This is a genomic window from Gallaecimonas aegicerasi, assembly GCF_045291545.1.
Lineage (GTDB): Bacteria > Pseudomonadota > Gammaproteobacteria > Enterobacterales > Gallaecimonadaceae > Gallaecimonas.
The window spans coordinates 1,679,507-1,699,110 of record NZ_CP149514.1 but is presented as its reverse complement, the minus strand read 5'-3'; the positions used below and the strand labels follow the sequence as shown (position 1 = coordinate 1,699,110).

Here is a 19,604-nt window from a genome sequence, read left to right as displayed (position 1 = left end):
AGAGTGTGGTGCTTAGGGTTTTATCCAGACAACAAAAAAGCCCCGTAACGGGGCTTTTTTGTTGTTGAGAGCTTAAGAGGGGTCTTTTTCATCATCGGGTAGATGCTTGTAAATCACCATGCCGGTTATCACAGCAGCAATGAGACCCAGGCCAACGGTACCGAACAGTTTAAAGTCGACCCACAGATCCTGAGAATAGTTATAGGCAATGTACAGGTTAAGTACCGCCATGGCGCAAAAGTAGCCGGCCCAACCCCAGGCTAGCTTGTTCCACAGTGGCGCTGGTAAGGTCATTTCCTTTCCGAGTATGGCTTTGACCGGATTGCGGCCAGTTAGCACACCAGTCACCAGGATCAGTGCGAAAGCGGCATACACCAATGTCACTTTCCATTTTAAAAAGAGCGGATCACGAAATGCCAGCGTCAGGCCGCCAAACACAACAATCGCAGCAAACAGCCACCACTGCTGTTTACTGATGTTTTTACCCAGCAGTTTGAGTACCGCCAGCAACGCCGCTGAGGCGGCCATCAGAGCCCCGGTGGCCAGGTAGATGTCCGTGAGCTTAAAGACAATAAAAAAGATAATAATCGGCAGGTATTCCAGAAGACCCATACTTCCTCCTTCAAAACTGCCGAACAGTCTACGTTAACTCATGCGCTTAATGAATTCTTGGATGATGGTCAGGTAAAGCTGCTCACCCAGCACTTTGTCTTCAACACCCGCATCAATATTAGGGTTGTCATTGACTTCTATTACCAGTGCTTTGCCATCCACTACTTTCAGGTCAACTCCAAACAGGCCGTCGCCCATCATATTGGCGGCTTTCACAGCGGTTTCCACCACGGTTTTAGGCGCGGCTGCCAGTGGCAAAGTTTCAAAGCCCCCTGACTGGGTTTTGCTGCCACTATGGTTATAGATCTGCCAGTGCCCGCGGCTCATGTAGTATTTACTAACAAACAATGGCTGCTTGTTCAGTACGCCGACGCGCCAGTCGTATTCGGTATAACAATAGGCCTGCAACAGGATCAGGGCCGTCTGGCGGAAAAACTGCTGGGCATGCTGATGAACCTCATCCATGTTGCTGGCTTTGACAATGCCACGGGAAAATGAGCCATCGGGGATTTTCATCACCAGTGGAAAGCCCAGATCCTCCGCCGCAGCGGCCAATGCCTGAGCATCGTTGCGAGGCACGATGCGCGTTTTCGGCATCGCAATGCGGGCCTGCTCAAGCCGTTCCGCCAGATAAATTTTATTGGTGCAGCGTAAAATCGCCTGTGGGCTGTCAATGACCGCCAAGCCGAGGTTTTCAGCCCGCCGGGCCAGCCGAAAGCTGGCACCGTCAATAGCCGTTGTTTCACGAATAAAGAGGCCATCGTATTCGGCCAGCCGGGCTGCTTGTTTGTCGGTGATCAGATCAACCTGCACGCCGAGGGTACGGCCGGCCCGCACAAAGCGTTTCAGTGCACTCGGGTTGGACGGTGGCAGCGCTTCGTCTGGATTGACCAGCATGGCCAGGTCGAAACGGTAGTGACGCTTGGGCTTTTTTACCCGCCATACTTTATTGGAGAAGCCATCAAGCGCCTCGGCAAACAGGGTTTCTTCTTCATCGCTAAGGTCATTGAGGCCTTTGGCTTTGACACGGCTTATCACTCCGTCATGGCTTTCCACTTCTAAAATTGGCGCGGGAAAACGATCAAAGAGCTGCAAGCCCAGTTCGGCATGCTCCGGAGCCAGGGTTCGGCCAAAAAAGATCCGAAAGTGGTTGGCGGCCGTCGTTGGCGCTTTCAGGGCTTTTATTTGCGGGCCATAGAGACTGCGGCTGGCCAGGTCGTTCAGGGTGGCCACAGAAGGCAATACGCGGTGGCCCCGGGCTTCAGCCAGCAATGAGCAATAATAACCTTCACCCAGGTAGCGATAGCTACCGGTGAGGTTCAATACCTGCACTTTGTCGGTATTTTTACTGGCGTGTTGTTTCAGATACTCGCGAGCGGTCAGTACGTCCTCGCTGGGATAAAGGGCTCCCCACTGTTTTTTGTCTTTTACGAGGATCGAAAGTTGGGTCATTACATGCTCCATTGCCATGTGGCTGGCTAGCCAATTATGGCCGCTAGCTTGCGCCTGTGCCGGTAGCGAAGCCAACAAGAATTACTTGTTCTGAGCATCAGTTTTGTTCGTTGGTCTATTGTGGCGGCTAGCGTCAAGATGAGTGACCTTTTACTGGGAGTTTTGCCATGAAATGTCGTCTTGCCAACATGGCCGATCGTGATGCGCTGTTTGCCCTGGAGCAGCAAGCGTTTACCCATGATCGGATTGACCGGCGGCGCTGGCGTTATTTGCTGACAGAAGCGCATGGCCAGGTCTGGATTGTCGAAGAGCAGGGTGACTTGCTGGCGGCGGCGGTATTGCTGTTAAAAAAAGGCACGGCACTGGCGCGGCTGTACTCGTTGGCGGTTTCACCGCTGGCCCGTGGCCGCGGGCTGGCGCGACAACTGTTATCGCAACTGGAATCCGCCGCACTGGCTGAAGGCGCCGTTGCCATTCGTCTGGAAGTGCATCAGCAAAATCAGGCGGCCATCAGTTTGTATGAAAGTTGTGGTTACCGGACCATCGCCCCACTACTGGCTTATTATCAGGATGGCGGCAACGGCTTACGGATGGAAAAACGCCTGCGAGGCACGCTGCCAGCAGGCAGCTTAAAAGTACCTTTTTATGCCCAGCAAACGTCTTTTACCTGCGGGCCAGCCTGTTTACTGATGGCCTTTTCGGCCCTGAAAAAGCGCTACAAGCCCACCATTAATGATGAGCTTTCGTTGTGGCGTCATGCCACCACCATCTATATGACCTCCGGTCATGGCGGTTGCTCTGGTGAGGGATTGGCGCTGGCGGCCGCCAGTCAGGGGTTGGAAGTGACACTGTGTGTTTCCGATACCTTGGTGCCTTTTCTTGATGGCGTTCGCCAGGCTGAGAAAAAGCGCATTATGAGCATTGTGCATCAGGATTTTGTGCAACAGATGCGGGCCAGGCAATTGCCCCGTATCTGCCAGCGTCTGGAACTGGATGCCCTGGAGCGGCATTTGGTCGCCGGTGGCCTGGCTCTGGTACTGATTTCCAGCTACCGCATGCACAATCAGAAAGCCCCGCACTGGGTACTGGTGGTGGCCTGCGACCAACGCTTTGTTTACTTTCACGACCCAGACCTGGCAGACAACAGCAGTGAGCTGGACAACATTGCTATTCCAGTACCGCTGGCCAGTTTTCTGAAAATGAGCCGTCTGGGACGCCGCCAGTACTCGGCTGCACTGTTTCTACAGTGAATTTTTTATGAAAACAGTAAATATTACTTGCTGATGGCGATGCCTGTGCTAGGATTCGCCGCAGCTTTACTTAATGTAACAATCAAGATTTGATACTTCGTTTTGCAGGCACTGGTGCCTTCCTGAAGCTTCACCTCGCGGTTTGTCATCATCAAGTAATTTGTTCTACCGCGCCAGCGAGGCGCACAAAACATTCAGGAGACACCCATGTCCAAGACTACTGGTACCGTTAAGTGGTTTAACGAAGAAAAAGGCTACGGCTTCATCACCCCGGAAAATGGCGGCAGCGACGTATTCGTTCACTTCCGTGCTATCCAGGCTGACGGCTTCCGCTCACTCAAAGAAGGCCAACAAGTTGCCTTTGATATCGAGCAAGGTCAAAAAGGCCCGCAAGCTGCTAACGTAACTGTTGCCTAAGTCAACGCTTACGTACGAAAAAGGATGCCCTAGGGCATCCTTTTTTTATGGCTGTTTGCAGCCATTACGTAAAGGTTCGAGAATGTTGTCCAGGCCTTCGATTTTCAGCGCCAGGGCGATGGCCATCAGTTGCCCCAACTCACCTTTGGGAAACCCCTTGTGAGAAAACCACAACAGGTATTCTTCGGGGAGTTTCATCAGCGGCCGGCCCGCATACTTGCCGAAGGGCATGTCGGTACGGGCCAGTTTCAGCAAGGTTGCTTTGTCCATCATTACCATCAACAAGGGCCGAAGCCCTTTTTTACCGGCTGGCGGCTTTCATGTCACGCACAAAGGCTGCCAGTGCTGCGGTGCCTTTTTCTGCTGCCAGCACTGTGGCACTGCCACTGATAGCACCATCACAGCCTGCTTGCAGCGCTGCTCTAACCTGTTCGCCAGTGCTGATGCCAAACCCCAGGACGATCGGCGCTGATTGGTATCGGCGCAAAGTCCTGATGATGTGCTCAATAGGCTGGCCTGCTGCCGTTTCACTGCCGGTAACACCGGCTCTTGAAACCAGATAAACATATCCTTCGCTGTGCTCAGCAACGGCTTTGAGGGTGGCATCTGAGCTATTGGGCGGGGCAATCAATACCGGGGCGACGCCGGCGGCTTTGGCTGCTGCGATAAACGGGGCTGACTCCTTGACCGGTACATCGGCCACCAATACTGAATCGACGCCAGCCGCCCGGGCTTCTTCATAAAAAGCGCTGAGTCCGCGACTGAACACCAGGTTGGCGTAAGTCAGCAGGCCAATGGCCACATGCGGGTAGCGTGTTTTCAGGCGTTTGATCAGCGCCAGTGCCAGCGCGGGTGTGGTGCCACTTGCCAGCGCCCGTAATGTGGCGGCCTGAATGGTGGGGCCGTCGGCCACTGGATCAGAAAAGGGCATGCCCAGCTCCAACGCATCGGCGCCGTTGTCTATCAGGGTACACAGCTGCGCAAAAGAGCGCTCAGGGTCAGGATCTCCGAGTGTCAGAAATGGAATGAAGGCCCCTTCCTTTTTTGCCCTGAGGCGGCTGAACAGGTTGTCATACAGCTGCATGGGTGGCCTCCAAGCTCATGATAGTGTTGAGATCTTTATCTCCGCGGCCAGACAGATTGACCAGCAGAACTTCTTCTTCAGTGGCCGCTTCCGCGCGTTTTATGGCGTAAGCAAGGGCGTGGGCGGACTCGATGGCCGGGATGATTCCTTCACTGCGGCACAGTGCTTTAAAAGCGGCGATGGCTTCCTGGTCGGTGACGGCAACGTACTGAGCGCGGCCACTTTGCGCCAAAAATGCATGTTGTGGCCCTACAGCAGGGTAGTCGAGGCCAGCTGAAATAGAGTGTGATTCCTGTACCTGGCCATTATTGTCCTGCATCAGGTAGCTTTTCATGCCGTGTAAGATGCCGGTACGTCCCAAATGAATGGGGGCTCCATGTTTGCCGCTATCAAGGCCTTCGCCGCCAGGCTCAACGCCGATCAACTCGACCGCCGCCTCGTCAATGAAGTCGGCAAACAGACCAATGGCATTGGAGCCGCCACCAACACAGGCGATGGCGGCATCGGGTAACCGGCCTATGGCGTCAAGCATCTGGCCTTTGGCCTCGGCGCCGATAATACGCTGAAACTCGCGTACCAGGTGTGGAAACGGATGCGGCCCGGCGGCCGTACCCAACAGGTAGTGCGCCGTATCGTAATTACCGGCCCAGTCGCGCAGGGCCTCATTAACAGCGTCTTTGAGGGTGCCGGAGCCGGCATGTACCGGGATCACTTCTGCGCCCATCAACTTCATGCGATAGACATTGGGTTGCTGGCGTTCGCAGTCTTTGGCGCCCATGTAAATGCGTGCCTTGAGACCGAGCAATGCCGCCACCATGGCGGTGGCGACCCCATGCTGACCGGCGCCGGTTTCGGCAATGATTTCTTTCTTGCCCATGCGTTGTGTCAACAAACCCTGCGCCAGTACCTGATTGGTTTTATGGGCGCCGCCATGGAGTAAATCTTCCCGTTTGAGAAAAATACGCACCTTGGGGTTAGGGCTTAGTTTGCTGGCTTCAAACAGCGGTGTTGGCCGGCCGGCAAAGTGTTTCAGCAACTCGCCCAATTGCTGCTGAAAGCTCGGGTCGGTCACGGCCTCTTCAAATGCCTCGGTCAGCTGCTCCAGGGCAGGAACGAGGATTTCCGGCACAAAGGTGCCACCAAACTCGCCAAAATAAGGAGAAAAACGACTCATGCTAGTTTCATCCGTTCAAATGTCAGGCGTATCAGCGCGGGATCTTTGATGCCCGGCGCTGATTCCAGTTGTGAGTTGAGGTCAAGGCCGCGAATGCCGGGTATGCCAAGTGCAGCCTGAACATTATCGGGGCCAATGCCACCGGCCAGCATTACTGGTACCTCGGCTCCTTTAAACTGCTGCCAGTCAAAGGTACGGCCGGTGCCGCCGAACTGGCCCGCGTGGCGGCTGTCCAGTACCAGCCGGTCAGCCCCGGCGGGGTCTGGGTTGTCGATACTGGCCGCTTTCCAAATAGGTAAGGCTAAGTGTTGGCGCAGGGCGGTAATAAACTGCTGGTCTTCATCGCCGTGCAACTGAATGGCGTGCAGTTGCAGCTGTTTGGCCACTGTGGCCACGGTGTCGACGCTGCTGTTGGCAAAGACGCCGACATAGGCCAGAGGTGCTGCTGCCTTGATGACGGCGGCTTCAGCCAGGGTAACCTGGCGCGGGCTGGCGGCAAAAATAAGGCCGCCATAGCAGGCGCCGGCATTATAGGCAGCCCGGGCATCGGCGGGGCGGGTCAGGCCGCAGACCTTGTGTTCACCATAAATGAGGCGGCGACAAGCCAGGTCAACATCGGCCTGTGCCATGAGCTCGGAGCCCACCAAAAAGCCCTGGGCGATGCCGCGCAGATGGCGCACATCATCATGCCTGCGAATGCCGGATTCACTGACAATGATGCGATCAGCCGGAATAGTTGCAGCCAGGCTGAGGGTGCGAGCTAAATCGATGCTCATGTCATGGAGGTTGCGGTTGTTAATACCAATAATGGCGGCTCCCAATGCTACCGCCCGATCTCGCTCTTGTTCATTGGCAACCTCGGTGAGCACATCAAGACCCAGCTCGCCAGCCAGTGCGGCCAGCTGTTGATACTGGTGGTCGTCGAGTATGGAGAGCATCAGTAAAATGGCGTCGGCGCCAAGGTAACGGGCTAGGCGCACCTGCATCGGGTCGATGAAAAAATCTTTCATCAACACCGGTTTATCGACCTGCTGCGCAACGGCTGCCAAGTAGTCCGGGTGGCCTTGGAAATACGGCTCGTCGGTGAGCACCGAAATGGCGCTGGCGTAAGGCGCGTAGGTTTGCGCCAGAGTAAGGGGATCAAAGTCGGCGCGAATAAGCCCCTTTGACGGGCTGGCTTTTTTACATTCCAGAATAAAGCCGCTGCCTTGTTGCAAGCTGGCCGCCAAGGAACGGCTTGAAGGGGGCAATGGGCTGCTCTCTGCCTTCGGGTAGCGGGCTTTTAATGCCGCCAGATCTTGGCGCTTTTGCTGCACGATTTGTTCAAGAATGGTCGCCACGGTACAGCTCCTTGAGACGGTTAAGCGTCAATAATGCCTGGCCACTTTCCAGTACCTGGCGAGCGAAGGCCACGCCCTGGGGCAGATCGCGGGCGCGCCCGGCCAGATAAAACAGGGCGCCAGCATTGGCGGCTACGGCCTGGCCATAGGCCGAGTGGCAGTCGCCAGCCAGCAAGGCTGCCATCGCCGCTGCATTAAAAGCGGCATCGCCACCGGCCAGGGCTTCCAGAGGCGCTTCCGGTAAATTGAGGTCTGCCGGCGTCAGTTGATAGCGCTGTTTTTGCCCGGCGTTCAGTTCTATCACATCGGTTGGCCCATGCAGGGCCAGCTCGTCCAGGCCGCTACCGTGCACCACCAGTGCATGCTCTACTCCCAGCGCCAACAGGGTATCGGCGACCATCTCCAGTAATGCGGGATCGTAAACCCCCAGTAACTGACGGTTTGGCCGCGCCGGGTTGACCAGTGGCCCCACCAGATTAAACAGCGTACGGCTTTTCAATGCCCGGCGCACGGGCATGGCGTGGGCAATGCCGGGGTGGTATTGCGGCGCTGCCAAAAAGCACAGGTTGACGTCATCAAGCGCCTGGCGTGCCAGCGCCGGCGGCACCTGTACGCCAACACCGAGTGCGCCCAGCACATCGGTACTGCCAGACTGAGATGACACAGCCCGGTTGCCATGTTTGGCGATTTTGACACCGCCGGCAGCCGCAACAAAGGCGGCAGTAGTGGAAATGTTCAGGGTGTTGGCACCGTCACCGCCGGTACCGCAGCAGTCGACAATGTCGCCGTCAGGGCGAGGAAAAGGATTGGCTGCTGCCAGCAGAGCATTGGCAAGACCCTGCAACTCATCGCTGGTTTCGCCACGGACTTTCATGGCCGTCAGCGCCGACGCCAAGGCCAGTGGGTCGAGCTGGCCGGCCGCCATGGTGGCAAACAGTTGCTGTGCTTGCCGGGCATTTAATGACTGGCCCGAAAGCAGTGTGTCAAGGCTCATGGCTTTCCTCCTCGCAGCAATGTCAGGGCATTGGCCAATAGCCGGTGGCCGTCGCGGGTCAGTAGTGATTCCGGGTGAAATTGCAGGCCAATGGCCGGCGCCTGCCGGTGGCTGACGGCCATGATCTGATCTTCAGCTGTTGCCAGCACGGTTAATACCTCGGGTACCTGACTGGCCACCAGGCTGTGATAACGGCCCACCAACGGTGAGTCCGCCACGCCGGTAAACAGCGGGTGGGGTTCGGTTTGCAGACGAAAGGCTTTGCCATGCCGTGGCAGCGGGGAGCGGCGTAAGCTGCCACCGCAGTGTTCGATCAGCGCCTGGTGGCCAAGGCAGACACCCAGTATCGGGAAGCGCCCAAGCGTCGTAGCCAGCAGCGGCATCAGGTTTGCGGCCTGCGCGGGGGTGCCTGGACCCGGCGACAGCAGCAACACCGCATCGGGGTGTGCGGCAAGTTGTGCGACGATGGTGCCAACCGATACGGTATTGCGGTAAATTCGCACCTGCTCACCCAAACGGCGGCAATCGTCCACCAGGTTATAGGTAAAGGAATCCTGGTTATCGAGCAAAATGATCATGGTGTGATCTCCCGGGCTCTGAGGGCACGCAGCACCGAGGCGGCCTTATGACGGGTTTCATCGGCTTCACTTTGTGGCTCGGAATCAAATACCACGCCGGCGCCGGCCTGAACGGTAGCGATGCCGTTTTCCACCACCGCTGAGCGGATCACAATGGCGCTATCCATATCGCCACGGGCGGTTAGATAACCGATGGCGCCGCCATAGGCGCCGCGGCGGTAGCCTTCGGTTTGGCGAATGAGCCGGGCGGCCATGATTTTCGGGGCACCGGTTAGAGTGCCCATGTTCAGAGCTGACTGGTAGGCGTGCAGGGCATCCAGATCGCGCCGTAAAAAGCCCTGTACCCGGGAAACCAAATGCATGACCCGTTCATAGCGGTCCACTTTTAGCAGGTCGGTCACCGTACGGCTGGCCGGCTCCGCCACCCGCGCCACATCGTTACGGGCCAAGTCCACCAGCATCAGATGTTCCGCCTGCTCTTTGTCGTCCAGACGCATTTCCAGTTCGAAGCGACCGTCTTCATCGGCATCCTGGCCCCGTGGCCGGGTGCCGGCGATGGGGTAGAGCGCTAGCGCGCGGGAGCCACTGTCAACGGTCAGGGCGCTTTCCGGTGAGGCGCCGAACAAAATAAAGGTGCTCGCATTGAGGTAGAACATGTAAGGGCTGGGGTTTTGCCCGCGCAATGCCTGATAACTGATCAGCGGCGCCGGGCAAGGCGCGCTGAAGCGGCGCGACGGCACGACCTGAAAGCAGTCACCGGCAAGAATGTGCTCCTTGAGGGTGGCAACCTGCTGCTGGAAAGTGCGGTCATCCGGCTGCACTTGTATCTCGGTGGTGTCGTCAGTGCTGAGCGCCGGCAAAGGCATCACGTTACTTAAGGCTTGCTGGTAGCGCGCCAGCCGTCGTGACAACTCAAAATAGCTGGCCGAACCTTCGCCACCGAGTGCCAGTGCCAGCAAGGTGGCACTTTGGTTGCGGTGGTTGAGATAAAGCGCTGTTTCGGCCAGATACAGGCACATGTCGGGAACCTGGGTGTCATTGCTGACAGTGGGTAAGGTTTCCAGGCTGGCCACCAGATCAAAGCCGAAGAGGCCTGCCACCAGTGAGTTAAAAGGCAAATCGGGATCTTGTGGCAGCAGCGCCAGCAGTTCTCGTACCGGGGTGAACACTGACGCTGCCTGCAAGCGGCTGTCTTCATCGAGTTCCGGATCAGGGCGGGGTGCCTGGTAACACAGGCGATCGTCATGTACCTCGCAACCCAGTTGTTCGGCCAGCGCTGGCAACAGCAGTTGGCCATTGGCGGTCAGTGCGGTAATGGTGACGGTGTTGTCTTGCGCCACGATTTGCAGCGCCGCATCCATCATGATCAGACTCTGGGTGGCGTTACCGGCACTGGGCTCGGCCGACTCCAGCAACAGGCTGTGCTGGCCTACAGCCAAGGTGCGATAAGCCGCCAGTGGGTCCGGGCAGGCGTTCAGGCGCAAGCGTAAAAAGGCCGGTTTCACAGGCGTCTCCCGGCGGCGGTGACAAAGGGCGCCAGCTCGCGCATCAGCTGCGCGAACATTTCAGCGGTTAAGGCCTGGTGGCCATCAGACAGTGCTTCTTTCGGATTCAGGTGCGCTTCAACGATAATGCCATCGGCGCCGACCGCCGCCGCCGCCCGTGACAGCGGGATCACGAGCTCGCGAACACCGGTGCCGTGCGACGGATCCACGACGACCGGCAGGTGCGTTTTTTGTTTGAGCAGTGCCACGGCGTTGAGGTCCAGGGTATTACGGGTGGCAGTCTCGAAGGTGCGGATACCGCGCTCACACATCACCACATGGGGGTTGCCGTGCGCGACGATGTATTCGGCGGCCAGTAAGAACTCCTCAATGGTGGCGGCCAGGCCACGCTTAAGCATGACCGGTTTACCGAGCTGGCCAACCACTTCCAGCAGCCGGTAGTTGTGCATGTTCCGGGCACCGATTTGCAGCATATCGACATGCTCCGCGACCATTTCTGCGTCTTCGGTACTCACCACTTCTGAAACGGTCGGTAGGCCCAGCAGCTGGTTGGTTTCTTTGAGCAGTTTCAGGCCTTCCAGACCCAGGCCCTGAAAGGCATAAGGGCTGGTGCGTGGTTTAAATGCGCCACCGCGCAGCGCCACGGCGCCCAGTGCTTTTACCGCCTCAGCAATGCCCAGCAATTGCTCGCGGGACTCTACCGAGCAGGGGCCGGCGATAACGGTAAAACGTTCGCCGCCAATATGGGTGTTACCCAGTGGCACACGTGTATCGTGAGGGTGCAGTTCGCGCGAGACCAGCTTGTGCTTGGAGAGGATAGGTTTGACCTCCTCAACGATAGGGTCTGCCTCGAGGTTCAGCTCGGCCAAAATACGTTCATCACCGATGGCGCCGAGCACGATCCGCTCGACACCGGGCATATACAGCGGCTTGAGGTTTTTGGCTTCGATGCGGCTGAGAATGGCTTGAGCATCGGCTTCGGTAGCTTGTGGCTTTAGTACAATGATCATGTGATATTTCCTTGATTTAAAAACAAAAAAGCCCGCTTGAAAGCGGGCTTTGAAAGATTGTTGGTAAACAACCGTGCGCAGCTAGCCCGCCTGACGCCAGGAATGCCACCACCACCAGATGTTCATGTTGCTTACCATAGTGTTCATGTTGTTTATTGCTCCAAAACGAAAAAGGGCCCGCGCAGTGCGGGCCCTTGAATGTGTTGACGAATACACCAATACACACAGCCCGCTTAAGGGTTGTGCCACCACCAGTTGGTCAGGTTTTGCATTGGCTGTTGCATCAGATCCAGTCTCAGTGCTTGTCGTCTTGTTTTTCAAACTAATACCGCCGACAGGCTCTGTCAACGAGATATTTCAGGTAGAATAGTGTCATGCTTTATGACCTGCACAGCCACAGCCATTTTTCCGACGGCAAGCTCAGCCCGACTGAGCTGGTCAACCGTGCCGCCAGCCGCGGCGTAACCCATCTTGCCATCACCGATCACGACACCGTCGCCGGTTTGCCGGAAGGACACCGTGCCGCTGCCGAACATAATCTTGAAGTTATTGACGGTGTTGAATTTTCAACCTTCTGGCAGCACCATGAAATTCATGTTGTCGGGCTGTGGGTGAACCCCGCGCACCCGGCTTTAGTTGCATTGATCAGTGACCAGGCGACGCGGCGTCAGCAACGCGCAGAGGCCATTGCCGAGCGGCTGGAGAAGGCCCACATTCCTGATGCTTTGGCCGGTGCCAAGGCCCTGGCCGGCGAGGGGACGTTAACCCGAGCGCATTTTGCCCAGTACATTCTAAGCCTGGGGAAAGCCAGTTCGATGCAGGGGGTCTTTAAAAAGTACCTGACCCGCGGTAATCCTGGCTATGTGCCACCACCCTGGCCTGATATGGCGGCGGCTATTGCGACCATCAATGCCGCTGGCGGTGTTGCCGTACTGGCTCATCCCGGCCGTTACAAATTGTCAGCCAAGTGGTTACGTCAGCTGGTGCGGGACTTTGCCGAGATGGGCGGGCAGGGCATGGAAGTGGCACAATGTCAGCAGCCTTTGCATGAGCGGCGTTTTCTGGCCGAACTGGCGGCCGAGCATCAGTTGCTGGCATCGCAAGGGTCCGATTTTCATTACCCCAGCCCGTTCAGTGAGCTGGGTCGTAATCTCTACCTGCCGGCCGGTTGCCAGGCAGTGTGGGACAGGGAGAGAGCATGAGTCAGTTTTTTTATATCCATCCGCAAACGCCTCAGGCGCGGCTGATAAGCCAAGCGGTAGCCATTATCCGCAATGGTGGTGTGATTGTTTACCCTACCGACTCAGGGTATGCGCTGGGCTGCCATCTGGGCGATAAAAATGCCCTGGAGCGCATCATTCGTTTGCGCCAACTGCACAGTGACCATAACTTCACACTGGTGTGCAAAGATTTGTCTGAGTTGTCGCTGTACGCCCGGGTTGATAACCAGGCGTTCCGGTTGCTGCGTAATAACACGCCGGGGCCTTACACTTTTATTCTCAAAGGCACCAAGGAAGTACCCAAGCGGCTGCTGAACCCGAAACGCAAAACCATTGGCTTACGGGTACCGGATAACGCCATTGCCCTGGCCCTGCTGGATGCTTTGGGTGAGCCGATGATGTCGACCTCGCTGATTTTGCCGGGTAACAGCTTTACCGAGTCCGATCCTGAAGATTTTCGTGATGGTCTGGAAAAACACGTGGATCTCATTATTCACGGTGGTGTCTTGGGTGAGCAGCCGACCACGGTGGTGGATCTCAGTGACGAGAGTGCCGAGATCCTCCGTCATGGTAGTGGCGACATAACCCCCTTCCAATGAGCCAAGACGCCCCGACGGTGCAGCAACCTCTGCCGCTGGCCTTTGTGCATGGCCAGCCGCTGACGGAGTTGCCGGATGATCTTTACATCCCTCCCGAAGCACTGGAAGTGTTTCTGGAAGCCTTTGAGGGGCCACTGGATCTGCTGCTTTATCTGATCCGCCGGGATAAGGTCGACATCGTCGACATGCCCATCGCCCGCATTACCGGCCAGTACATGGAGTACGTCGAACTGATGCAGGAGCTAAAGCTGGAACTGGCGGCAGAATACCTGGTCATGGCAGCCATCCTGGCTGAAATCAAATCCCGCCTGTTACTACCCAAGCGCCACAGTGACGACGATGAGGAAGGCCAGGACCCACGGGCCGAGCTGATCCGCCGCCTGCAAGAATATGAAATTATTAAAAAAGCCGCAGCCGATGTGGATGCCTTACCGCGGCTGGAGCGCGATACCTTTTTAGCCCAGGCCGAGCCGGGAGAAAGCTGCCAGCCGGTGCAACTGCTACCGGAAGTGGGCGCACAGGAATTAGCCCTGGCCTTGGCAGCGGTGCTGAAAAAAGCGGCGATGTTTGAAAAGCACCAGGTCAGCCGGGAAAAACTGTCGACCCGCGAGCGCATGGCTCAGGTACTGGAAACGTTAAGCCAGCATCCGCACCTGCCGTTTCTGGCACTGTTTGCGGTAGAAGAAGGGCGTGCCGGCGTGGTAGTGACCTTCATTGCCATTTTGGAGCTGCAAAAGCTGGCGGCGGTGCGCATTATTCAGCCACAACCGTTAAGCCCGATCCGTGTGGAGAGATGTGATGGCGACGATCAGTGAAGCGCAACTGAGCCAGTTGCTGGAAGCCGCCCTCTTTGTGGCCGGCCGGCCATTATCAGAACAGGATTTACTGGACTCTGTGCTGCAAGGCTTTACAATCACGCGCCCGCGGCTGAAAAAGGCCCTGCAAGGGTTGCAGCTGGACTATCAGCCCCGGGGTATCCGCCTGGTGGAAGTGGCCAGTGGTTGGCGTTTTCAGGCCGACGATGCATTGAGTCCGATGTTGTCGCGGTTATGGGTAGAAAAAGCCCCGCGTTATTCGCGGGCAACCATGGAAACCCTGGCGTTGATTGCCTACCGCCAGCCCATTACCCGCGGTGAAATTGAAGACGTACGGGGGGTGGCGGTCAGTACCCAGATCATCCGCACCTTAGAAGAACGGGGCTGGATCAAGGTTGTGGGCAGCAAGGAAGTGCCGGGACGCCCGGCGCTTTATGGCACCACCCGCCAGTTTCTGGATGACATGAATCTCAAAGGTTTGGGCGATCTGCCTGAGCTGATGGACGTCAACAACCCAGCCGGGAGGCTCGAAGAGGAACCATCATGACCGAAAAACTGCAAAAAGTACTGGCCCGTGCCGGCCATGGCTCGCGCCGCCAGTTAGAAACCCTCATCAGCGCAGGTCGCATCAGCGTTAATGGCAAAGTGGCGACATTGGGCGATCGTATCGACAGCCACGCCGAAGTGCGTATTGACGGCCATCAGGTGGCCATTAGTGCTGCTGACGACGTGATTTGCCGGGTACTGATGTACAACAAGCCGGAAGGGGAGTTGTGCTCACGCAAAGATCCGGATGGTCGTCCAACGGTGTTTGACCGCCTGCCGCGGCTCAAGCAGGGGCGCTGGGTGGCCGTGGGCCGGCTGGATATCAACACCTCCGGGTTGTTGCTGTTCACCACCGATGGGGAGCTGGCAAACCGGCTGATGCACCCCAGCCATCAAATTGAACGGGAATACCAGGTTCGTATCTTTGGCGAGGTGAGCCACAGCATGCTCAGCACACTGAAAAACGGTGTACAGCTTGAAGATGGCCCGGCCAAGTTCAACAGCATTAAACGTGGCGGCGGTGAAGGCATCAACCAGTGGTTTCATGTCACCCTGGCCGAAGGCCGTAACCGTGAAGTACGGCGGCTCTGGGAAACCCAGGATGTGAAAGTCTCGCGCCTGATCCGTACTCAATACGGCAAAATGGCCCTGGACAGAAAACTCCCCCAGGGAGGTTGGAAAGAACTGGGTAAAGAAGAGGTCAATTACCTGCGTAAGCTGGTCGGCCTGCCCAACGAAACCCGTACGGTGCTCGATGAACGCGCTGAAGGTAAGGAAAACCCTTACGTGAAAGCGGCGCGAATTCGCCGGGCGGTAAAGCGTGATCGGGCTCGTGAGCAACAGGGGCGGCCGGCACGGTCTGCTAAAAAAGCGCCTTAAGGCGCTTTTTTTAAAAGCGGCGGATAAGGATCACGCCGCCGACAATCATCAAGGCGCCAAATAATCTTGGTAGGCTGAAATCCTTCTGCAGATAACCCAGCCAGCCTTGATTATCCAGTAGCAGTGAAGCCGCCATTTGCCCTGATACCAACAAGCCGATAAAGGCTGCTGCCCCTAGCCGCGGTGCGGCATAGGCACTGACGGCTACGAAAAAGGCACCTAAGATACCGCCAACCCACTGCCACCAGGGCAAAGCCAGCAAGGCACCGGCTGCCGGCGCGCTTTGGCGGCTGAGCAGCAAATACCCGCCCAGTACCATGGTGCCGACAAAAAAGCTGATAAAAGCAGCCCAAACAGCGCCACCGGTGTGGTTAGCCAACTGCGCATTAATGCCAGCTTGCACTGGCATCATGGCGCCGGCCAGCAAAGTGGCCAGTAATAAAAACAGGATCAGATTCATACTGTACTCATTGGTTGAGGTAGTCACTGTCGTGAAATTCCTTTAGCCAGTGGGGGCGGTAAATGGCCATGATGGTGACAGCCATGCCATTGAGTAATGCCTCGGGAAAAGCCAGTAGTGGCATCAGCAACAGGTAATTGCTGTAGATCTGTTCACCACTGAGCCCGGCGCCCCAGTAAAACCAGCCGGCCATAGCCAGCATTTGCGCCACCAAGGCCAGCGCGCCGTTAAAAAAGCCCGCGCAGAAAAAATAAATGAACAGATGGTGAGGCAGGTAATGGTAAACCAGCTGCCGAACCCCTTCTGACCCCAGTACTGGCACGGCAATCCCGGCCAGGGCATTAACGCCCATATCCTGCCACTGCTCAATGCCAGCCAGCGTCAGCAGCGCTAATGGCAATAACGCTACCAACAGCGCCAACCGCCAGCCCAGCATCAGGGTCACGGTGGTCAATCCGAGGAAGTGTACCTCCAAGCCGGGCTCGATACCGGCCTGGATCAACCACAACAACAACAGGGCGAGGGCGGCGGTGAAAAACAGCCCCTGTAACCAGGGCGCTTTACGCAGCAACTGCAGGGTTGCCCGACGCTGTGCCCAGAGGGTCAGCGCCAGGTAACAAGCCAGCAGCGCGGCGTTGGTCATACCTTAAAGGTGGTCCAGATCGGTGCGTGGTCGGACGGCTTTTCGATACCACGCAATTCGTAGTCGATGCCTGACTCCACCGCGTTTTCAGCCAGAGTCTGGGTTGCCAGCACCAGGTCGATGCGCAGGCCGCGGTTGTCATCAAAACCACGCGAGCGGTAATCAAACCAGGAATACTGCTTGTCTTCATCCGGGTGCAGAGCCCGGAAAGTGTCTACCAGCCCCCAGTCAAGCAACCGTGTCATCCACTCACGTTCTTCCGGCAGAAAAGAGCATTTACCTTCGCGCAGCCAGCGCTTGGCATTGGCCTCACCGATGCCAATGTCCAGGTCGGTGCTGGAAATGTTCATATCGCCAATGATCACCAAAGGCTCATCCGGGCTGTGGTTGTTTTCCAGGGTTGCTTGCAGATCGGCGTAGAATTTTTCCTTGGCTGGAAATTTGATTTCATGGCTACGATTTTCCCCTTGCGGGAAGTAGCCATTCATGACCGTCAGGGTGCGGCCATCGGGCAGGGCAAAACGGCCGGTAATGAAGCGGCGCTGGGCACTGTCGTCATCGCTGGCAAAGCCGCGCTCAACCGCCAGCGGCGGCACCTTGGACATCAATGCCACCCCGTAATGCCCTTTTTGGCCATGAAAGTGCACGTCGTAGCCCATGGCTTTGACATCCTCCAGCGGAAACTGCTCGTCATGTACTTTGGTTTCCTGCAAGCCAATGATATCCGGCTGGTGCTTGTCGATAAGGGCTTGAAGCTGGTGCAGGCGGGCGCGCAGACCATTGATGTTGAAGGAGATGATTTTCATGAACATCCTGATATCACAGAGCATTGAAGTGCTCGCCAGTGTATCAGAATAGACGCTGTGATGAAGGTACAGCCACGCGGCGAATGCCGCGTGGCTCAGGCCTTAGCCGCTGTAGGCAATGGCCTCGATTTCAATCAGCGCATCTTTGGGCAAACGTGCTACTTCAACGCAGCTGCGTGCGGGTTTGTGCTCACCAAAAAATTGCTCATAAATGCCATTGACCGTTGCAAAATCCTGCATGTCTTTGACAAACACCATGGTCTTGACCACGTGTTGTTTATCGAGCCCGGCGGCAGTCAGTATGGCATTGACGTTTGCCAGTGCCTGGGCGGTCTGGGCTTCAATGCCTTCAGCCATGACGCCGGTTTGCGGGTGCAGGGGGATCTGCCCGGAGGTATACAGGAAAGGGCCGGCCTGCCGGGCCTGCACGTAAGGGCCGATGGCGGCCGGAGCGTCTTTGGTATTGATGATGGTTTGGGTCATGACCAGGTTCCTGTGCTAACAAGCTGCCAAGCGTAGCAGTTTACCGGGCGTCAGTGCAGTACCTTGGTGTTGCTCGGGCGTGGTTTTTCCATCAGTTCGGCAACCATCTCCAGCCGCTGCGAGGTCAGCAGTGAGTTACTGAAGCGCTTGACAAAGGTCAGCAGCCGCTGGCTGACGTAGTGCTCGTCCAGTATCGTCATTTCCACCAGCATGTCTTGCAAGATGGCGGTAACACCGAGGGTTGGTTGCATCAACTCAGTGTGCTCAGACACGTACTCTACGGCAAAGTCGACCGCGCCGGATTGCAGGGTATCCATCAGGCAGATAAACGAATCTCCCTCATGGCGATGCGGCTCCGGGGCTGAATCGGCCAGGCTTATCAGGGTGTCGAGCATTTCCCGGGCTTCGTCAGGAATAAACTCTCTGCTTTCATCCGCTTTGGGGTGATTGTTATCAAAGGCCTGGGGCAGGGCGCGGGTCAGGGCGGTGGTCATTTCCGCTTCAGTGATCAGCGCCGCTACGTCGATTTGCTGGCGCTCAGGCAACAAGCTGAACCCCGGGTATTCACTGGCCAGCCGGACAATCGCAGCCACTTCCAGGCAATACACCAGGCAGGCCAGCCAGCTACCGGGCTCGGTGGTGGTCAGGGTGGCCCAGTCACGGTGCACCAGCAGGCTGTCCTGAAACTGGCCGGCTTCGGTTTCGTGACTGTCTTGCCAGACTTCCAACCCTTCGTGATAGCGGGCGATCAGTTGGTCAGTGAGTTCCTGAAGTTCCACGTTGGCGCGGTCTCATCAAAAAAGGCGGAGCAGTATACCGCAAAAGAAAAGCCGCCTGAAAGGCGGCCTGAATAATGGTGGTGGGGGAAGGATTCGAACCTTCGAAGGCTGAGCCGTCAGATTTACAGTCTGATCCCTTTGGCCACTCGGGAACCCCACCGGAGTTCGTGTAGAAAGCCGCCAGCAGACCACTTTCGTTGTAAAGGATGGTGGTGGGGGAAGGATTCGAACCTTCGAAGGCTGAGCCGTCAGATTTACAGTCTGATCCCTTTGGCCACTCGGGAACCCCACCCCGATGCGGCGGCCATAATACCAAAATCAGATCCGCTGTAAAGGCAGAAATTTGCTAAAAAACCTGGCTAACCTGCCGATAACGATTCAAACCTGCTTAATTGCTGATTATCTGTGCAAATCAATGGCCTTTCATTCCAGGATGAGCTGCAACTGGCGCCCGAGTTGGCGTCAGCGGTGGCGGTGGGCGAGCGTTCGCGCTTTGCTCTGCTACTGGCGATGCTGGGTGATGATGTGCTGCAAAAGCCTGGATTGGCCAGCCCAGATAGCGGCGCCAGGCCACGTACGTTAGGGCTGGCTACCGGCCCGGTGCGGCCATTGGGCATTGATGCGCGAACACCGGCGCGTTCCAATGCACTGAGCGAGGCGTTTCATCAGGGCGGTATGCATGCCGCCCGGCTGTTCGATTGCCTGGACCCTGAGCCGGTTATTGACCATGTCGCCGATGCTGCTTATCTGCCGCCGCAGTTACTGGCCGATTTGGAACCTCGGGCGGCGAAAAGAGCCCGGGGTGAGGCGATGCCGGCGCCCTCGGCGCTAACAGCCAATGCCGATCTCGGTGAGGTGCTGGCCCAGATGCGACAAACCGCAGCTATGGCACCGGCCTGACGCTGGACTTGCTTTACCCCCCTCATTACACTGGCGCCGCCCTGATCTAACCGGATGA

Annotated in this window: 23 protein-coding genes, 2 tRNA genes and 1 other annotated feature; of the genes, 8 read left to right on the top strand and 17 right to left on the bottom strand. The window is 57.0% G+C overall.

Annotated elements, in window-relative coordinates:
- Positions 1-72: 72 nt before the first annotated feature.
- Together WDB70_RS08375 and WDB70_RS08370 are read right to left on the bottom strand one after the other, a co-directional pair.
- Positions 73-612, bottom strand: coding sequence for a septation protein A (locus tag WDB70_RS08375; protein ID WP_406663327.1), 540 nt, complete (start codon positions 610-612; stop codon positions 73-75).
- A 33-nt stretch (positions 613-645) separates the two neighbouring features.
- A complete protein-coding gene (locus WDB70_RS08370) occupies positions 646-2,064 on the bottom strand; it encodes a RimK family protein (protein WP_406663325.1) in 1,419 nt (472 codons plus the stop codon).
- A gap of 167 nt (positions 2,065-2,231) precedes the next feature.
- On the opposite strand from WDB70_RS08370, the gene WDB70_RS08365 reads away from it, so the two are divergent.
- Positions 2,232-3,314 (top strand): peptidase C39 family protein, encoded by a 1,083-nt coding sequence (locus tag WDB70_RS08365; protein ID WP_406663323.1) that lies wholly within the window; start codon positions 2,232-2,234, stop codon positions 3,312-3,314.
- A 207-nt stretch (positions 3,315-3,521) separates the two neighbouring features.
- Complete coding sequence (locus WDB70_RS08360) at positions 3,522-3,731, top strand: cold-shock protein (protein ID WP_406663321.1); 210 nt, start codon at positions 3,522-3,524, stop codon at positions 3,729-3,731.
- Between the two features lie 45 nt (positions 3,732-3,776).
- On the opposite strand, the gene WDB70_RS08355 is transcribed toward WDB70_RS08360, so the two are convergent.
- Genes WDB70_RS08355 through aroF form a run of 8 tightly spaced genes read right to left on the bottom strand, consistent with a single transcriptional unit; the run spans position 3,777 to position 11,416 of the window.
- Positions 3,777-4,001 (bottom strand): DUF3820 family protein, encoded by a 225-nt coding sequence (locus WDB70_RS08355; protein WP_406668048.1) that lies wholly within the window; start codon positions 3,999-4,001, stop codon positions 3,777-3,779.
- Between the two features lie 31 nt (positions 4,002-4,032).
- Complete coding sequence (gene trpA, locus WDB70_RS08350) at positions 4,033-4,815, bottom strand: tryptophan synthase subunit alpha (protein WP_406663319.1); 783 nt, start codon at positions 4,813-4,815, stop codon at positions 4,033-4,035.
- Positions 4,802-5,989 carry a tryptophan synthase subunit beta gene (trpB, locus tag WDB70_RS08345; RefSeq protein WP_406663317.1) on the bottom strand — a complete coding sequence of 396 codons (1,188 nt, stop codon included), beginning with the start codon at positions 5,987-5,989 and terminating at the stop codon, positions 4,802-4,804. The genes trpA and trpB overlap by 14 nt, the downstream gene beginning before the upstream one ends.
- The gene (trpCF, locus tag WDB70_RS08340) at positions 5,986-7,329 is read right to left on the bottom strand and encodes a bifunctional indole-3-glycerol-phosphate synthase TrpC/phosphoribosylanthranilate isomerase TrpF (protein WP_406663315.1); all 1,344 of its coding nucleotides are present in this window, start codon (positions 7,327-7,329) and stop codon (positions 5,986-5,988) included. The genes trpB and trpCF overlap by 4 nt, the downstream gene beginning before the upstream one ends.
- Complete coding sequence (gene trpD, locus WDB70_RS08335) at positions 7,313-8,323, bottom strand: anthranilate phosphoribosyltransferase (RefSeq protein WP_406663313.1); 1,011 nt, start codon at positions 8,321-8,323, stop codon at positions 7,313-7,315. Before trpD ends, trpCF begins: the two co-directional genes overlap by 17 nt.
- A complete protein-coding gene (locus WDB70_RS08330; RefSeq protein ID WP_406663311.1) occupies positions 8,320-8,901 on the bottom strand; it encodes an anthranilate synthase component II in 582 nt (193 codons plus the stop codon). Before WDB70_RS08330 ends, trpD begins: the two co-directional genes overlap by 4 nt.
- Positions 8,898-10,406, bottom strand: coding sequence for an anthranilate synthase component 1 (locus WDB70_RS08325; RefSeq protein WP_406663309.1), 1,509 nt, complete (start codon positions 10,404-10,406; stop codon positions 8,898-8,900). Before WDB70_RS08325 ends, WDB70_RS08330 begins: the two co-directional genes overlap by 4 nt.
- Positions 10,403-11,416, bottom strand: coding sequence for a 3-deoxy-7-phosphoheptulonate synthase (gene aroF, locus WDB70_RS08320; RefSeq protein ID WP_406663307.1), 1,014 nt, complete (start codon positions 11,414-11,416; stop codon positions 10,403-10,405). The genes WDB70_RS08325 and aroF overlap by 4 nt, the downstream gene beginning before the upstream one ends.
- Positions 11,417-11,438: 22 nt before the next feature.
- Positions 11,439-11,536, bottom strand: a sequence feature (Trp leader region).
- 254 nt (positions 11,537-11,790) lie between these two features.
- On the opposite strand from aroF, the gene rnm reads away from it, so the two are divergent.
- The 5 genes from rnm to rluB are packed head-to-tail and all read left to right on the top strand — an operon-like array spanning position 11,791 to position 15,475.
- Positions 11,791-12,618 (top strand): RNase RNM, encoded by an 828-nt coding sequence (rnm, locus tag WDB70_RS08315; RefSeq protein WP_406663305.1) that lies wholly within the window; start codon positions 11,791-11,793, stop codon positions 12,616-12,618.
- Positions 12,615-13,235: an L-threonylcarbamoyladenylate synthase gene (locus tag WDB70_RS08310; protein ID WP_406663303.1), complete on the top strand. Its 621-nt coding sequence runs from the start codon at positions 12,615-12,617 to the stop codon at positions 13,233-13,235. The genes rnm and WDB70_RS08310 overlap by 4 nt, the downstream gene beginning before the upstream one ends.
- Positions 13,232-14,050: a segregation and condensation protein A gene (locus WDB70_RS08305; RefSeq protein WP_406663301.1), complete on the top strand. Its 819-nt coding sequence runs from the start codon at positions 13,232-13,234 to the stop codon at positions 14,048-14,050. Before WDB70_RS08310 ends, WDB70_RS08305 begins: the two co-directional genes overlap by 4 nt.
- A complete protein-coding gene (gene scpB, locus WDB70_RS08300) occupies positions 14,034-14,597 on the top strand; it encodes an SMC-Scp complex subunit ScpB (RefSeq protein ID WP_406663299.1) in 564 nt (187 codons plus the stop codon). The genes WDB70_RS08305 and scpB overlap by 17 nt, the downstream gene beginning before the upstream one ends.
- Positions 14,594-15,475: a 23S rRNA pseudouridine(2605) synthase RluB gene (gene rluB / locus WDB70_RS08295; protein ID WP_406663297.1), complete on the top strand. Its 882-nt coding sequence runs from the start codon at positions 14,594-14,596 to the stop codon at positions 15,473-15,475. The genes scpB and rluB overlap by 4 nt, the downstream gene beginning before the upstream one ends.
- Positions 15,476-15,485: 10 nt before the next feature.
- Here rluB and WDB70_RS08290 read toward each other — a convergent pair whose 3' ends face one another.
- The 7 genes from WDB70_RS08290 to WDB70_RS08260 form a co-directional block, all read right to left on the bottom strand.
- Positions 15,486-15,935, bottom strand: coding sequence for a DMT family transporter (locus WDB70_RS08290; RefSeq protein WP_406663295.1), 450 nt, complete (start codon positions 15,933-15,935; stop codon positions 15,486-15,488).
- A 7-nt stretch (positions 15,936-15,942) separates the two neighbouring features.
- Positions 15,943-16,578, bottom strand: coding sequence for an energy-coupling factor ABC transporter permease (locus tag WDB70_RS08285; RefSeq protein WP_406663293.1), 636 nt, complete (start codon positions 16,576-16,578; stop codon positions 15,943-15,945).
- Positions 16,575-17,384 carry an exodeoxyribonuclease III gene (gene xthA, locus WDB70_RS08280; RefSeq protein WP_406663291.1) on the bottom strand — a complete coding sequence of 270 codons (810 nt, stop codon included), beginning with the start codon at positions 17,382-17,384 and terminating at the stop codon, positions 16,575-16,577. Before xthA ends, WDB70_RS08285 begins: the two co-directional genes overlap by 4 nt.
- 102 nt (positions 17,385-17,486) lie before the next feature.
- Positions 17,487-17,867: a RidA family protein gene (locus tag WDB70_RS08275; RefSeq protein WP_406663289.1), complete on the bottom strand. Its 381-nt coding sequence runs from the start codon at positions 17,865-17,867 to the stop codon at positions 17,487-17,489.
- 50 nt (positions 17,868-17,917) lie between these two features.
- Complete coding sequence (locus WDB70_RS08270) at positions 17,918-18,646, bottom strand: hypothetical protein (RefSeq protein ID WP_406663287.1); 729 nt, start codon at positions 18,644-18,646, stop codon at positions 17,918-17,920.
- 75 nt (positions 18,647-18,721) lie between these two features.
- Positions 18,722-18,806 (bottom strand) — tRNA-Tyr (locus tag WDB70_RS08265).
- Between the two features lie 47 nt (positions 18,807-18,853).
- Positions 18,854-18,938, bottom strand: a tRNA-Tyr gene (locus WDB70_RS08260).
- A 113-nt stretch (positions 18,939-19,051) separates the two neighbouring features.
- Here WDB70_RS08260 and WDB70_RS08255 point away from each other — a divergent pair.
- Complete coding sequence (locus WDB70_RS08255; RefSeq protein WP_406663285.1) at positions 19,052-19,546, top strand: VC2046/SO_2500 family protein; 495 nt, start codon at positions 19,052-19,054, stop codon at positions 19,544-19,546.
- The last annotated feature ends 58 nt before the right edge of the window (positions 19,547-19,604 follow it).

Bases quoted from the DNA above. Each gene is read 5' to 3' on its own strand.
- rnm (WP_406663305.1), top strand. From the start codon at position 11,791: ATGCTTTATGACCTGCACAGCCACAGCCATTTTTCCGACGGCAAGCTC.
- trpB (WP_406663317.1), bottom strand. From the start codon at position 5,989: ATGAGTCGTTTTTCTCCTTATTTTGGCGAGTTTGGTGGCACCTTTGTG.
- scpB (WP_406663299.1), top strand. From the start codon at position 14,034: ATGGCGACGATCAGTGAAGCGCAACTGAGCCAGTTGCTGGAAGCCGCC.
- aroF (WP_406663307.1), bottom strand. From the start codon at position 11,416: ATGATCATTGTACTAAAGCCACAAGCTACCGAAGCCGATGCTCAAGCC.
- WDB70_RS08290 (WP_406663295.1), bottom strand. From the start codon at position 15,935: ATGAATCTGATCCTGTTTTTATTACTGGCCACTTTGCTGGCCGGCGCC.
- trpD (WP_406663313.1), bottom strand. From the start codon at position 8,323: ATGAGCCTTGACACACTGCTTTCGGGCCAGTCATTAAATGCCCGGCAA.
- trpA (WP_406663319.1), bottom strand. From the start codon at position 4,815: ATGCAGCTGTATGACAACCTGTTCAGCCGCCTCAGGGCAAAAAAGGAA.
- WDB70_RS08310 (WP_406663303.1), top strand. From the start codon at position 12,615: ATGAGTCAGTTTTTTTATATCCATCCGCAAACGCCTCAGGCGCGGCTG.
- WDB70_RS08355 (WP_406668048.1), bottom strand. From the start codon at position 4,001: ATGGACAAAGCAACCTTGCTGAAACTGGCCCGTACCGACATGCCCTTC.
- WDB70_RS08370 (WP_406663325.1), bottom strand. From the start codon at position 2,064: ATGACCCAACTTTCGATCCTCGTAAAAGACAAAAAACAGTGGGGAGCC.
- WDB70_RS08360 (WP_406663321.1), top strand. From the start codon at position 3,522: ATGTCCAAGACTACTGGTACCGTTAAGTGGTTTAACGAAGAAAAAGGC.
- WDB70_RS08365 (WP_406663323.1), top strand. From the start codon at position 2,232: ATGAAATGTCGTCTTGCCAACATGGCCGATCGTGATGCGCTGTTTGCC.
- xthA (WP_406663291.1), bottom strand. From the start codon at position 17,384: ATGAAAATCATCTCCTTCAACATCAATGGTCTGCGCGCCCGCCTGCAC.
- WDB70_RS08330 (WP_406663311.1), bottom strand. From the start codon at position 8,901: ATGATCATTTTGCTCGATAACCAGGATTCCTTTACCTATAACCTGGTG.
- WDB70_RS08285 (WP_406663293.1), bottom strand. From the start codon at position 16,578: ATGACCAACGCCGCGCTGCTGGCTTGTTACCTGGCGCTGACCCTCTGG.
- WDB70_RS08375 (WP_406663327.1), bottom strand. From the start codon at position 612: ATGGGTCTTCTGGAATACCTGCCGATTATTATCTTTTTTATTGTCTTT.
- WDB70_RS08305 (WP_406663301.1), top strand. From the start codon at position 13,232: ATGAGCCAAGACGCCCCGACGGTGCAGCAACCTCTGCCGCTGGCCTTT.
- WDB70_RS08275 (WP_406663289.1), bottom strand. From the start codon at position 17,867: ATGACCCAAACCATCATCAATACCAAAGACGCTCCGGCCGCCATCGGC.
- rluB (WP_406663297.1), top strand. From the start codon at position 14,594: ATGACCGAAAAACTGCAAAAAGTACTGGCCCGTGCCGGCCATGGCTCG.